At 64.9% G+C, this 13,017-nt stretch carries 11 protein-coding genes; 9 read left to right on the plus strand and 2 right to left on the minus strand.

Annotated features, from left to right (window positions below; translation table 11 throughout):
• The first annotated feature begins 1 nt into the window (after position 1).
• Both lspA and AB0O71_RS06030 read left to right on the plus strand, forming a co-directional pair.
• Positions 2-598, plus strand: a complete 597-nt coding sequence (lspA, locus tag AB0O71_RS06025; protein ID WP_363743223.1) for a signal peptidase II — start codon at positions 2-4, stop codon at positions 596-598.
• Positions 585-1,502 (plus strand): RluA family pseudouridine synthase, encoded by a 918-nt coding sequence (locus tag AB0O71_RS06030; RefSeq protein ID WP_363743225.1) that lies wholly within the window; start codon positions 585-587, stop codon positions 1,500-1,502. Before lspA ends, AB0O71_RS06030 begins: the two co-directional genes overlap by 14 nt.
• Before the next feature lie 8 nt (positions 1,503-1,510).
• Here the strand turns inward: AB0O71_RS06030 and AB0O71_RS06035 are convergent, their stop codons facing one another.
• Positions 1,511-3,049 carry a glycosyltransferase family 2 protein gene (locus tag AB0O71_RS06035; protein ID WP_363743227.1) on the minus strand — a complete coding sequence of 513 codons (1,539 nt, stop codon included), beginning with the start codon at positions 3,047-3,049 and terminating at the stop codon, positions 1,511-1,513.
• 191 nt (positions 3,050-3,240) lie between these two features.
• Between AB0O71_RS06035 and AB0O71_RS06040 the strand changes: the two genes are divergently transcribed.
• The 4 genes from AB0O71_RS06040 to msrA are packed head-to-tail and all read left to right on the plus strand — an operon-like array spanning position 3,241 to position 9,331.
• Complete coding sequence (locus AB0O71_RS06040) at positions 3,241-4,335, plus strand: acyltransferase family protein (protein WP_363743229.1); 1,095 nt, start codon at positions 3,241-3,243, stop codon at positions 4,333-4,335.
• Between the two features lie 40 nt (positions 4,336-4,375).
• The gene (dnaE, locus tag AB0O71_RS06045; RefSeq protein WP_363743231.1) at positions 4,376-7,933 is read left to right on the plus strand and encodes a DNA polymerase III subunit alpha; all 3,558 of its coding nucleotides are present in this window, start codon (positions 4,376-4,378) and stop codon (positions 7,931-7,933) included.
• Positions 7,934-7,967: 34 nt separating this feature from the next.
• The gene (nadE, locus tag AB0O71_RS06050) at positions 7,968-8,807 is read left to right on the plus strand and encodes an ammonia-dependent NAD(+) synthetase (protein ID WP_363743233.1); all 840 of its coding nucleotides are present in this window, start codon (positions 7,968-7,970) and stop codon (positions 8,805-8,807) included.
• A complete protein-coding gene (msrA, locus tag AB0O71_RS06055) occupies positions 8,804-9,331 on the plus strand; it encodes a peptide-methionine (S)-S-oxide reductase MsrA (protein WP_363743235.1) in 528 nt (175 codons plus the stop codon). The genes nadE and msrA overlap by 4 nt, the downstream gene beginning before the upstream one ends.
• On the opposite strand, the gene ssb is transcribed toward msrA, so the two are convergent.
• Complete coding sequence (gene ssb, locus AB0O71_RS06060; protein ID WP_363743237.1) at positions 9,328-9,858, minus strand: single-stranded DNA-binding protein; 531 nt, start codon at positions 9,856-9,858, stop codon at positions 9,328-9,330. The two genes, msrA and ssb, sit on opposite strands and share 4 nt — an antisense overlap.
• A 303-nt stretch (positions 9,859-10,161) precedes the next feature.
• On the opposite strand from ssb, the gene AB0O71_RS06065 reads away from it, so the two are divergent.
• The 3 genes from AB0O71_RS06065 (at position 10,162) to AB0O71_RS06075 (ending at position 12,967) form a co-directional block, all read left to right on the plus strand.
• Entirely contained in the window at positions 10,162-10,650 is a 489-nt protein-coding gene (locus tag AB0O71_RS06065) for a hypothetical protein (protein ID WP_363743239.1), read from the plus strand.
• Between the two features lie 89 nt (positions 10,651-10,739).
• Positions 10,740-12,422, plus strand: coding sequence for an energy-dependent translational throttle protein EttA (gene ettA, locus AB0O71_RS06070; RefSeq protein ID WP_363743241.1), 1,683 nt, complete (start codon positions 10,740-10,742; stop codon positions 12,420-12,422).
• Positions 12,423-12,499: 77 nt separating this feature from the next.
• Positions 12,500-12,967 carry a thioesterase family protein gene (locus AB0O71_RS06075; protein ID WP_363743243.1) on the plus strand — a complete coding sequence of 156 codons (468 nt, stop codon included), beginning with the start codon at positions 12,500-12,502 and terminating at the stop codon, positions 12,965-12,967.
• Positions 12,968-13,017 lie beyond the last annotated feature (50 nt).

A 13,017-nucleotide genomic window follows, 5' to 3' on the forward strand; every position in this document is an offset into this window, starting at 1 on the left:
CGTGAACGGCGCTTCTGAGCCGCACGTGGACACTGCGTCGGGATCCAGACGTCGAGTGCTGGTGCCGCTGCTCCTGGTCGGAGTAGCGGCAGCAGTGTTCGCGGCCGACCAGCTCGTCAAGAACTGGGTCGTTGCACACCTCGTCGAGGGGCAGACGGTTTCGGTGTGGGGGGAGTTCCTCCGCTGGCATTTCGTGCGAAACCCCGGGGCTGCTTTCTCGTTCGCGACCGGCGCGACCTGGATCTTCACAATTCTCGCCGCCGTCGTGGTGGTCGTCATCGTCTGGCAGATCCGTCGCCTGCGCTCCGTGCCGTGGGCGTTGTTTCTTGGTCTGCTGCTCGGCGGCGTACTGGGCAACCTCACCGATCGGCTGACCCGTGAACCCGGCTTTCCGCAGGGGCACGTCATCGATTTCATCTCGACCCCGTGGATGTGGCTCGGCTTCAACGAAGCGATCTATAACATCGCCGATATCGGAATCGTCTCGGGAATGGTGCTGTTCGTCGTGATCACACTGTTCGGAGTGAACATCGACGGGCGGCCGCGTGCGTCCGCAGCGCGCGCGGATGCCGTGGAGGACTCTGATGGAGCAGCGTAGTCTTCCGGTCCCTGACGGACTCGCGGGAGATCGCGTCGATGCGGCGCTCGCGAAACTGCTGGGCTTCTCCCGCAGCTTCGCCGCGGAGGTGGCGAGTAGCGGCGGGGTGTATCTCGACGGGCGCGAGCTCGGCAAGTCCGACCGATTGACCGCGGGTGGCTGGCTCGAAGTCACCTGGCAGGAGAAGCGCGGCCCCGAAGTCATTCCCGTGGTGCTTCCCGATCTCGGGATCGTGCACGACGACGATGACATCGTGGTGATCGATAAGCCGGCGGGCGTCGCCGCGCATCCGTCGCTCGGGTGGCAGGGCCCGACAGTGCTCGGTGCGCTCGCGGGTGCCGGATATCGCATCTCCACGTCAGGGCCCGCGGAACGCCAAGGAATCGTGCACCGCCTCGATGCGGGAACCAGCGGCCTGATGGTCGTCGCGAAGAGCGAGCGTGCCTACAGCGACCTGAAACGCGCGTTCAAGGAGCGCGAAGTCGAGAAGATCTACCACGCCGTGGTGCAGGGTCATCCCGATCCGTTCGCGGGCACCATCGAGGGCCCGATCGGGCGCCATCCTCATCACGAATGGAAGTTCGCGGTGACCCGAGATGGCAAGCCGTCGGTCACCCACTACGAGACGATCGAAGCGTTCCCGTACGCCAGTCTGCTCAAGATTCGGCTCGAGACAGGCCGCACGCACCAGATCCGTGTACACATGTCCGCGCAGCGGCATCCGTGCGTCGGAGACAGCATGTACGGGGCCGATCCCACGCTTTCGGAGCGGTTGCAGCTCTCACGCCAGTGGCTCCACGCGAAGCGGCTCGGCTTCAGGCATCCCGGGAGCGGCGATCGAGTGCTGTTCGAGAGCGGGTATCCCGACGATCTCCAGCATGCGCTCGATGCCTTGGACGCGTGACGCCCAGTTCACTTCTTGGCGCGCACCTGCATGCTGAAATTCCCGCGATTCGTGGCGTACACTCGAACGCCGTCGACGCCCCTGTCGAGTCCGGGGCGTGCGGTCAACCGTGATCGATCGCCGCTGGTCCGCCGGCCGCCGATGAGCACGGTCCAGGCGTCCACGCGCTCGCCGAGGTATCGGCGCAGGAGTTCGTGCGGCAGCACGAAGCGGTAGCGCGGTGCGCGAACGCTGAGCGCATCATGCGGCTCGTCCTCGGCGGTGTGCGGTGCTGGGGGTGCGAGCCGGCCGGGCACGGCCGTCGCCCGACCTCGCTTTCTTCCGGAGAGCAGCAGCGTCGCCCGCGTGCGATCTCGCAGCAGAAGCTGCGCCGCGAGGCGGCTCGCCCCGCGCACGGATCGACGAACGATCAGCGGCCGCAGCAGGCGGTACAGCCGGTCGGCGAGGCGCACGCGCAATCCGTCTCCCGCAGCTCCGGCGGGCGCTTCGTCATGGTCCATCAGCATCGTCACCGTCAGCTCGATGCCGCCCGGCAGTGCGCGGATACCCGAGACGACGCCCCGGTGATCCAGCATCGCAGCGGCCCTGATCAGCGCATCGAGTCCTGCTCTATCACCCATGCGAATCAGCTCGACCTTGCGCCGGTCCGTGGGATGAGGGATGCTCGTGTCGGTGTCCGGGGGGAGGAGATCCTGCAGGAACGTGCGGTGCAACCGCACCCACTGCTCGCGTTGCTCCTCGTCCATCGACAGCCATCGTTTCGGCGCGTAGAAGCGCAGGCCCTTGCGCCCGAAGAACTGACGCACCAGCGCGAGACCCTCGGTGCGGTCGGCTACGCCCTCGATGAGTGTCTCTGCGATGCGACGGCACGACGCGACGTAGTTCTCCGGATCGATCCGTTGTGCCGAGATGTTCTGCCCGTCGTCGCGCAGCGCGATGAAGTAGAGCGGCGCCACGCCGCAGAACATGATGCGCCGGGCTTCGATGTACGCGCGCGTGACGAAGATTCCGTCCTCGAGGCGCACGCGGCCCTCGGGAAAACGCAACTCCGCGCGTTCGAGCATCTCGCGACGGAAGAGCTTCTGGGGGGAGAGGGTCTCCATCGCGCGGGAAAGCTCGATCGGCCCTTGAGGGTGGCGTTCGAACAGGGCTTGCACCTTGCGCCCGCCCGTGCCCTCGAACCGGGGAATGATGATGTCAGCGTCATGTTCGTCGGCCTGCGCGACCATGAGTCGCAGGGCGTCAGGAGCGATGGTGTCATCCGCGTCCATGAAGAGCACGTACGCGCCGGTGGATCGTTCCAGGCCCCGGTTGCGCGGCATTCCGGGCCATCCGCTGTTGCTCTGATGCACGGCCGTCAGACGAGGATCACCGGCCGCGAAGCGATCGAGTTCGGCTCCCGAACCGTCGGTCGAGCCATCGTTGATCGCGATGATCTCCAACGCGGGAAGATCCTGAGCCAGCACGGATTCGAGCGTGCCGGTGAGGTACGGCATCGAGTTGTACACGGGAATCACGACGCTCACAATGGGCGCGGTCTCGGTCACGGTCTCTCCTCGAAATCGGGTGCGAGCGGGGCAGGAGTGGGCCGGGACACCGAGTGGGCTGGCCGGCGACGACGCATCTCAGCATCACCATACTCCGGGTCATCGAGGAGAATGCTGTCGGCGGCGCTTGCGGGCGCAGGCAGGCGCATCCCGGAGCCGCTGCTCAGACGACCTTGTTAGCGTGGATCGGCATGAGGCGCGAATCGGGCGGAGCAACGGTTGCCGCATCCGCACCCCCGAGCAGGGTCGAGTACTTCGATGTGCTGCGCTGCGTGGCGATTCTCGCGGTCGTCATGATTCACGCGGCGATCACCGAGTGGCACGAGATTTCCGTGGAATCAGCTCGGTGGGCGGAGTTGACCTGGATCAACAGCGCGTTGCGGTTCTCCGTTCCCATCTTCTTCATGATCTCGGGTGCGCTCTTCCTCGACCCCGAGAAGCGGGTCTCCCGCGGTTCGCTGTTCAAGCGACGCATACCTCGGCTGCTGATCGCGTACGCACTGTGGTCGGTCGCGTATGCGGCACTTTCCGTGTACGGCCCGGGCGGGAGCAGGGATCTCGCGGACTTCGTCGAGGATGCGGTGACCGGGCACTTCCACCTGTGGTTCCTCCTCGCGCTCATCGGCCTGAACCTGGCGACTCCGATTCTGCGGGCCGTCGTCGAGGACCGGCGCATCGCCTGGTACTTCGTCGCGCTCGCCGTGCCGTTCGGTGCCGTGCTGCCGTTGATCACCGGCATACCTGTCGCCGGGGACCTCGTGCGAGACGTCCTCGGCTCGATGCGCTTCGATCTCGTCATCGGGTACAGCGGCTACTTCATCTTGGGATACCTGCTGCACACGTCGAGGCCGCGCACGTCGAGCGAGGGCCGGCGCGCGCTCGCGGCGTGGACCGTCGCGGCCCTGCTCGGCATCGCCGTCACGATCATCGGCACGACTCGGGTGTCGCGCCTCGCGGGGGAGACGGATGAGCGCTTCTTCGACTTCACAACGCTCAACGTCGCGGTCGTCTCCGTCGCCGTGTTCGCTGCGGCGAAGGCTTGGGGCGACGCGCATCGACTCTCGCCGCGTTGGAACCGGCTGATCGGGATCGTCGCAGGCGCGTCATTCGGCGTGTATCTCGTGCACCCGTCCTTCTTGTGGTTGCTGCGACAATTCGATGTGACGACCGAGATCGCGCCGCCGTTGATCGGGGTACTCGTCGTCACGGTCGCGGCGTTTCTCCTGAGTCTCGGAGCGTCGGTGCTCCTGCGCCTGATCCCCGGCGTGCGGGGTGTGCTCGCCTGAGGAGGAGTACGCTTGATGCGCGGCGAAAGGGGCTCTATCCGTGTCTGATTCTGACGGTTTCGTACATCTGCACGTGCACAGCGAGTACTCCATGCTCGACGGGGCAGCGCGCGTCGGTCCGCTCATGGAGGCCGCCGCGGCGCAGAAGATGCCGGCGATCGCGGTCACCGACCACGGCAATACCTTCGGCGCATTCGATTTCTGGAAGCAGGCGAAGGACCACGGCCTCAATCCCATCATCGGGATCGAGGCCTACCTCACCCCGGGCACGCACCGCACCGACAAGACGCGCGTGCGCTGGGGCGACGGGGGCGGTGACGACGTCTCAGGATCGGGCGCCTATACGCACATGACGATGCTCTCCGAGACGACGCAGGGCATGCACAACCTCTTCCGCCTGTCGAGCTACGCCTCGCTCGAGGGCTACTACTTCAAGCCGCGCATGGATCGCGAGTTGCTGCAGACCTACGGTGCCGGGTTGATCACGACGACCGGGTGCCCGTCGGGAGAGATCCAGACGCGTCTGCGGCTCGGACAGTATCAGGAGGCGCGGCAGGCCGCGGCCGAATTCCAAGACATCTTCGGCAAGGACAATTTCTTCTGCGAGTTGATGGATCACGGCCTCGAGATCGAACGGCGCGTGCAGACCGATCTCGTGAAGATCGCGCGCGACCTGTCGATCCCTCTGGTCGCGACGAACGATCTGCACTACGTGCACGAAGCCGATGCCGAGGCTCACTCGGCACTGCTCTGCGTGCAGTCGGGCTCGCGGCTCGACGATCCCAATCGCTTCCAGTTCAACGGGTCGGGGTACTACCTGAAGTCCGCAGCCGAGATGCGACATATCTTCCGCGACTTCCCCGAGGCCTGCGACAACACGCTGCTGATCGCCGAGCGGTGCGATGTCGAGTTCAACACGTCGGCGAACTACATGCCGCGATACCCCGTTCCGGCGGGCGAGACGGAAGACAGCTGGTTCGTGAAAGAGGTGGAGGTCGGGCTCCAGTACCGGTACCCCGCGGGCATCCCTGACGCGGTGCGCAAGCAGGCTGAATACGAGATCGGCGTCATCACCCAGATGGGTTTTCCCGGCTACTTCCTCGTCGTCGCCGACTTCATCAACTGGTCCAAGGACAACGGCATTCGCGTCGGCCCCGGGCGAGGTTCGGGCGCGGGGTCGATGGTCGCGTACGCGATGCGCATCACCGACCTCGACCCGCTGCAGCACGGCCTCATCTTCGAGCGGTTCCTCAATCCAGACCGCGTCTCCATGCCCGACTTCGACGTCGACTTCGATGATCGCCGTCGCGGCGAGGTCATCAAGTACGTGACGGAGAAGTACGGTGACGAGCGCGTCGCTCAGATCGTCACCTACGGCACCATCAAGTCGAAGCAGGCGTTGAAGGATGCCTCGCGCGTGCTGGGTTTCCCGTTCGGAATGGGCGAGAAGCTCACGAAGGCGATGCCGCCCGCGGTGATGGCGAAGGACATCCCGCTGTCGGGCATCACGGATGAGAAACATCCGCGGTACAAGGAGGCGGCGGAGTTCCGCGCGGTGCTGCAGGAGGACGCGGAGGCGAAGACCGTGTACGACACGGCACTCGGCCTCGAGGGACTGAAACGCCAGTGGGGTGTGCACGCCGCGGGCGTCATCATGTCGAGCGATCCGCTCATCGACATCATTCCTCTGCAGAAGCGCGAGCAAGACGGTCAGATCGTCACACAGTTCGACTATCCGACCTGCGAAGGTCTCGGCCTGATCAAGATGGACTTCTTGGGCCTGCGCAACCTGACGATCATTTCGGACGCCCTCGAGAACATTCGGCTGAACCGCGGCGAAGAGCTCGACCTCGAACGACTCGAACTCGACGACGCCGCCTCGTACGAACTTCTCGCCCGTGGTGACACGCTCGGGGTCTTCCAGCTCGACGGCGGACCCATGCGCGGGTTGCTGCGGCTCATGAAGCCAGACAACTTCGAAGACATCTCCGCGGTGCTCGCGCTCTACCGGCCCGGGCCCATGGGCGCCGACTCGCACACGAACTACGCGCTGCGCAAGAACGGGCTCCAGCCCATCACGCCCATCCACCCCGAACTCGAAGAACCGCTCCAAGAAATTCTCTCGACCACCTACGGCTTGATCATCTATCAGGAGCAGGTGATGTCGATCGCTCAGCGGGTCGCCGGGTTCTCGCTCGGTCAAGCCGACATTCTGCGTCGCGCGATGGGCAAGAAGAAGAAGTCGGAGCTCGACAAGCAGTACGCCGGCTTCTCCGGCGGCATGAAGGAGCGCGGTTTCTCGGATCCTGCCATCAAGGCGCTCTGGGACATTCTGCTGCCGTTCTCCGATTACGCCTTCAACAAGGCGCACTCGGCGGCCTACGGGGTGGTGAGCTATTGGACGGCGTATCTGAAGGCTCACTACCCGGCCGAATACATGGCCGCCCTGCTCACGAGCGTCGGCGATTCCAAGGATAAGCTCGCGATCTACTTGAACGAGTGCCGCCGCATGGGCATCAAGGTGCTTCCGCCCGCGGTCAACGAGTCGTTCGCGAACTTCTCGGCGGTGGGCTCCGACATCCGGTTCGGCCTCGGTGCGATTCGCAATGTGGGCACGCACGTGGTGGACGCCGTGCGCGAGGCGCGCGAATCGAAGGGGCGGTTCGAGACGTTCCACGACTACCTGAAGAAGGTGTCGCTCACCGCACTGAACAAGCGCACCACCGAGTCGTTGATCAAGGCCGGCGCTTTCGACGGTCTGGGCGGCACGCGCCGAGCTCTGGTCGAGATCCACGAGCCTGCGATCGAGAGCGCCGTCAAGGAGAAGCGCGATGCCGAGAACGGCAACGTCGGGTTCGACTTCGACAGCCTCTTCGCCGAGGCCGCGGAGGCGCAGGGCGATGCCAGCGAGACGGTGTCGCAGGTTCCAGACCGGCCCGAATGGACGAAGAAGGACAAGCTCTCGTTCGAGCGGGAGATGCTCGGCCTCTACGTCTCCGACCACCCGTTGCGCGGACTGGATGCCGCACTGGCGAAAGAAGCCAGTGCCACGGTGCAGCAGATCACCAATCCAGACGCGAGCCCGAGTTTCGACGGCGAGATCGTCACGGTCGCGGGCCTGCTCACGAGCGTGCAGCACCGCACGGCGAAATCGGGAAACCTCTACGGCATGGTGACGATCGAGGACTTCACGGGCGAGGTGCAGGCCCTGTTCATGGGGAAGTCGTATCAGGAATTCGGCAGCATGCTGCAGCCGGACAGCGTCGTCGCACTCCGTGGAAAGTTGAATGCGCGCGACGATGGCATGTCGATGCATGCCTACGGCGTGAAACCGATCGATGTATCAGCGCAGGAAGACGCGTCCACGTTGACCCTCTCGTTCGCAGATGCGCGCGCCACGGAGAAGCTGATGGACGAGTTGAAGGATACGCTCTCGCGCCATCGAGGGGACAGCGAGGTGCGCATCAACCTCATGACGGCCACGTCGATCCGCGTCTTCGAGCTGCCCCAGCAGGTGCGCATCACCGCCGATCTGTTCGGAGAGCTGAAGGGGCTGCTCGGACCGAGGTGCCTGTTGCCGGTGGAAGATCTGGTGTAACCGCATGGCAATGCAGGCGGAGTAGTGTGGGCGTATGAGTGAGACGCAGCAGCAGATCATCCGTGCCCTTGATGTCGACGCCGAGATCAACCCAGCTGAAGAAGTCGAACGTCGTATCGCCTTCCTGGTGAAATACGCCCGTTCAGTTCCGGGCGCGCGGGGCTATGTGCTCGGTATCTCGGGCGGACAGGATTCATCGCTCGCGGGTCGACTGGCACAGCTCGCCGTCGAGCGGTTGCGCGCCGAAGGTCGAGAGGCGACGTTCGTCGCCGTACGTCTGCCGCACGGCGTGCAGCGCGACGAGGACGACGCGCAACTCGCACTGTCGTTCATCCAGCCTGACGAATCGATCGCCGTGGACATCGAGCCGGCGACCACGGCGCTGGCCAACGCAGTCGCGGTCGCCGGAGCACCGATCACCGATTTCAATCGTGGGAATGTGAAAGCGCGGATGCGCATGGTCGCCCAGTACGCAATCGCGGGCGACCGCGGATTGCTCGTCATCGGTACGGATCACGCCGCTGAAGCCGTGACGGGTTTCTTCACGAAGTTTGGCGACGGCGCCGCTGACGTGGTGCCCCTCGGCGGTCTCACTAAGAGTCAGGGAGCGGCACTGTTGCGTGAGCTCGGCGCCCCGAACCGACTGTGGGAGAAGGTGCCCACAGCCGATCTGCTGGACGATGAGCCCGGCCAGTCCGACGAGTCGAGCCTGGGCGTCAGTTACCGCGAGATCGATGCGTACCTCACCGGGAACACGGTGGCTCCCGATTCCGTTGAGAACCTTGAGCGCCGATACCGGTCGACGGAGCACAAGCGGCACCTTCCTGCCGCTCCCGGCGATGACTGGTGGGTATCGGCAGAAGGAGAGTCATGACCACTACCACGTACGTGCTTGCAGGGGGATGCTTCTGGTGCCTCGATGCTGCCTACCGGGCGCTCAACGGGGTGACCGACGTCGTCTCGTGCTACACCGGTGGCGACACCGTTCGGCCGAGTTACGAGCAGGTGTGCGCGGGCGCAACGGGGCACGCGGAGGCCGTCGCAGTGACGTTCGATCCGGAGACCATTCCTTCGGATGTGATTCTCGATGCGTTCTTCACGATGCACGATCCAACTCAGCTCAACCGTCAGGGCAATGACGTTGGAACGCAGTACCGCTCGGCGATGTTCCCGGCTGACGAAGCGCAGCGCGAGGCGTTCGAGATCGCCCGCACGCGCGCGGGCGAACTGTGGCCAGGCGAGGTCGTGACGACGATCGAGCCGCTGGGTGAAGTGTTCCCGGCTGAGGAATATCACCAGGATTTCTTTGCGAAGAACCCGACGCAGGGGTACTGCCTCGCGGTCGCCGTGCCGAAGGTGAACAAGGTCCGGGCCTCGTTCTCCCAGTACCTGCGTTAAGCGGCAGACGGGAACGGACTCTCGGAGACCGGGGGAGCCTCGACATCGTTCGCGATGCCGGGGCTCTCCGACGTCTCGGTGCCGGGTGCTCCGCTTGCCCACCCCTCCGGCGGTGCATCGTCGTTCGGTTCGCCGAAGGTCGCCTGGCTTCCCAGCGCTTCGGGTTCACCCCCCGTCTGCTTGGTGAAGGCCGTCACGCCCCATCGGAGATCGTGCCCGAGTGAATCCGCTTCGATTTCTACGGCGGTGCCCGACTTGTCCTCTGACTCCCACTTCCGCACGCGCAGTTTGCCGTGCACGACGATGCGCTCTCCTTTCGCGAACGATGTGCCGGCGTGCGCAGCGAGGCTGCGGAAGGCATTGATCGTGAACCAGTTCGTGTCGCCGTCCATCCACTGATTCCTCTCGCGGTCGAATTTGCGTTCGGTGCTGGCGAGACGAAACGTGCAGAACGTTGCCCGTCCCGGTGAGGTGGTCGTGCGAGGGTCCGTGGCGATCGTTCCGACGACGGTGATGGTAGTGGACATGGTGTGCTCCTTCGGTGAGGCCCTGCAATGACGATCGTTGGTGAGCGGGCGGACCGTGCCGTGCGGAGTCCGATCCGCCCGTTCGCCTCCAGCTTGCGCCACGCGGCACGCCGTAGAGCAGCGGGTGCCACTATCTGTTGATCACTCCTGTTTCGTTCGCAGCGACGAGTGATGTGAGCGAAGATCGAGCGCCGATGACTGCTTCGCGGCTCTTGCTGACGCCCCGGCCGCTGGATGCCTGCCTCACAGCGCCTTCGGGAACATCGCCAGACTCCTCTCACCGGTCTTGCGTAGACTGATCGAGTGCCTGCTGCCTTGACACCCCGACGCCGTTCCGTCGCCCTCACTGCCACCGCTCTCGGCCTCAGTACTGCGCTGCTGAGCGGATGCGCGCTGCTCGAGGGGCCGACTCCCGAAACCCCCGAGCGCACCGAAACTGCGGCTCCCGAGACCGCTCCGGAGTTTGTTCCTGGCGGCAGTGCGGAGGAGAACCTTCCGTATTTCACGGAAGTGCTCCGCGGTTTCAGCGCGGGCTCGGAGCCGGTGCAGGGCGCTCCGATCGTGCAAGCCGTCGCAGACGCAGGGTTCGATACCGCCGCGATGCAGGTCAGTTTCGATCAGAGCAAGACCAGCCTTCCGGCCGACAACATCTTCGTCTCGGTGCGTATCGGATCTGACTGCCTCATCGGTCAAGTCGTCGCGGCCGACCGCAGCTTCGTAGCGAAGAACGAGCCCGCGGTGGGGCCCGCTGGCGACATCTGCCTGATCGGGCAGACGGCGCCGATCGGCTAGCGGGCCTTCCGGGCGGTAGAGTGGTGGCGATCCGCAACCCATCTTTCCAATAAGGGAGTTCGGGGCGCCCCGGGCGCCCGAGTGTGTATATGGCTGAGTACATTTACCAAATGGTTCGCGCGCGCAAGGCGCACGGCGACAAGGTGATTCTCGACGACGTCACCATGGCGTTCCTTCCGGGCGCGAAGATCGGCGTCGTCGGCCCGAATGGCGCCGGCAAGTCGACGATCCTGAAGATCATGGCCGGTCTCGACACGCCGTCGAACGGCGAGGCGCTGCTGACTCCCGGCTACTCCGTGGGCATTCTCATGCAGGAGCCCGAGCTCGACGAGAATGCGACGGTGCTCGAGAACGTGCAGCAGGGCGTCGCCGAAATCAAGGGCAAACTCGATCGCTTCAACGCGATCTCGCTCGAGATGGCCGATCCGGATGCTGACTACGACAAGCTCCTCCCCGAAATGGGCGAACTGCAGGAGGCCATCGACGCGGTCGACGGATGGGACCTCGACAGCCAGCTCGAACAGGCGATGGACGCGTTGCGGTGCCCGCCGCAGGATGCGATCGTCGCGAACCTCTCCGGTGGTGAGAAGCGACGCGTCGCGCTCTGCAAGCTGCTGCTCGAGAAGCCGGATCTGCTGCTTCTCGACGAGCCCACCAACCACCTCGACGCTGAGAGCGTGCTCTGGCTCGAGCAGCACCTCGCGAAGTACCCGGGCGCCGTCATGGCCGTGACCCACGATCGCTACTTCCTCGATCACGTCGCCACCTGGATCTGCGAGGTCGACCGCGGCCGCCTCTACGCTTACGAGGGCAACTACTCGATGTATCTCGAGCAGAAGGCCACGCGCCTCGAAGTGCAGGGCAAGAAAGATCAGAAGCTCCAGAAGCGCCTCAAGGAGGAGCTCGAGTGGGTGCGCACGAACGCCAAGGGCCGGCAGGCGAAGTCGAAGGCGCGCCTCGCGCGCTACGAGGAGATGGCCACCGAGGCGGAGCGCACGCGCAAGCTCGATTTCGAGGAGATCCAGATCCCCGCGGGTCCGCGTCTCGGCAACATCGTGCTGGAGGCCAAGGACCTGAACAAGGGATTCGACGGCCGCACGCTGATCGACGGGCTCTCGTTCTCGCTGCCCCGCAACGGCATCGTCGGCATCATCGGGCCGAACGGCGTGGGCAAGACCACGCTCTTCAAGACGATCGTCGGCATCGAGCCACTCGACGGCGGCGAGCTGAAGATCGGCGACACCGTCAAGCTGAGTTACGTCGACCAGTCGCGCGGCGGCATCGACCCGAAGAAGACCGTCTGGGAAGTCGTCTCCGACGGGCTTGATTACATGAAGGTGGGCAACGTCGAGATCCCCTCGCGCGCCTATGTTTCGACCTTCGGCTTCAAGGGGCCGGATCAGCAGAAGCCCGCAGGCGTGCTCTCGGGCGGCGAGCGCAACCGTCTCAACCTCGCGCTCACGCTGAAGCAGGGAGGCAACCTGCTGCTGCTCGACGAGCCCACCAACGATTTGGACGTCGAGACCCTCTCGAGTCTTGAGAACGCTCTGCTCGAATTCCCGGGCTGCGCTGTGGTCATCACGCACGACCGCTGGTTCTTGGACCGCATCGCAACGCATATTCTCGCGTACGAGGGCACCGAGGATCAGCCGGCGAACTGGTACTGGTACGAGGGGAACTTCGAGGCCTACGAAGCGAACAAGATCGAGCGTCTGGGCGCGGATGCCGCGAAGCCTTCCCGCGTCACGTACCGCAAGCTCACGCGCGACTGATCTCGCACCGGGGCGCGACTCTCTCAGAGGAGTCGCGCCCCGTCTCGCGCGTTCGGCTGCCGGCAGAGAGGATACCCATGGCACGCGCTCACATCGATATGGAGCTGCGCTGGGGCGACCAAGACGCTTATGGGCACGTGAACAACGTCGCCTTCGCCCGCTTCCTCGAGGAAGCGCGCGTGCGCACGTTCTGGCTCGGCTCAGGGCGCGAACGCACCGGCATGGAGCGGCATTTCCGCAGTGACGACCCGCTGGGCCCCAAGATGCTCGTCGCCAGTCAGCAGATCGAGTACCTCCGAGTGCTGGAGTACTCGGACCGACCGATCGTCGTCGAGCTCTGGATTGGCAAGCTCGGGGGATCGAGCCTCGAGGTCCACTACGAGATCGTCGACGGCGCCGCTGCGGACCGGTTGGTCGTCGCCCGGGCGGTTTCTCACATTGTGATCGTGGACGGCGAGACGTTGCGGCCGATTCGACTCTCGGACACCGGGCGCGCTTCGGTAGCGGAGTGGATGGACGCGCCCCTGGAACTGCGCCGCAGCTGAACGCGTCTCCGTTCCCCGCCGCTGAACGCGTCTCCGTTCCCCGCCGCTGA

This window comes from Leucobacter sp. NPDC077196, from assembly GCF_040687075.1.
In the GTDB taxonomy this organism is placed as follows: domain Bacteria; phylum Actinomycetota; class Actinomycetes; order Actinomycetales; family Microbacteriaceae; genus Leucobacter.

Excerpts from the sequence above, each read along its gene's own strand:
- AB0O71_RS06040 (WP_363743229.1), top strand. The coding sequence starts at position 3,241 with ATGAGGCGCGAATCGGGCGGAGCAACGGTTGCCGCATCCGCACCCCCG.
- msrA (WP_363743235.1), top strand. The coding sequence starts at position 8,804 with ATGACCACTACCACGTACGTGCTTGCAGGGGGATGCTTCTGGTGCCTC.
- nadE (WP_363743233.1), top strand. The coding sequence starts at position 7,968 with ATGAGTGAGACGCAGCAGCAGATCATCCGTGCCCTTGATGTCGACGCC.
- AB0O71_RS06030 (WP_363743225.1), top strand. The coding sequence starts at position 585 with ATGGAGCAGCGTAGTCTTCCGGTCCCTGACGGACTCGCGGGAGATCGC.
- ssb (WP_363743237.1), bottom strand. The coding sequence starts at position 9,858 with ATGTCCACTACCATCACCGTCGTCGGAACGATCGCCACGGACCCTCGC.
- ettA (WP_363743241.1), top strand. The coding sequence starts at position 10,740 with ATGGCTGAGTACATTTACCAAATGGTTCGCGCGCGCAAGGCGCACGGC.
- AB0O71_RS06075 (WP_363743243.1), top strand. The coding sequence starts at position 12,500 with ATGGCACGCGCTCACATCGATATGGAGCTGCGCTGGGGCGACCAAGAC.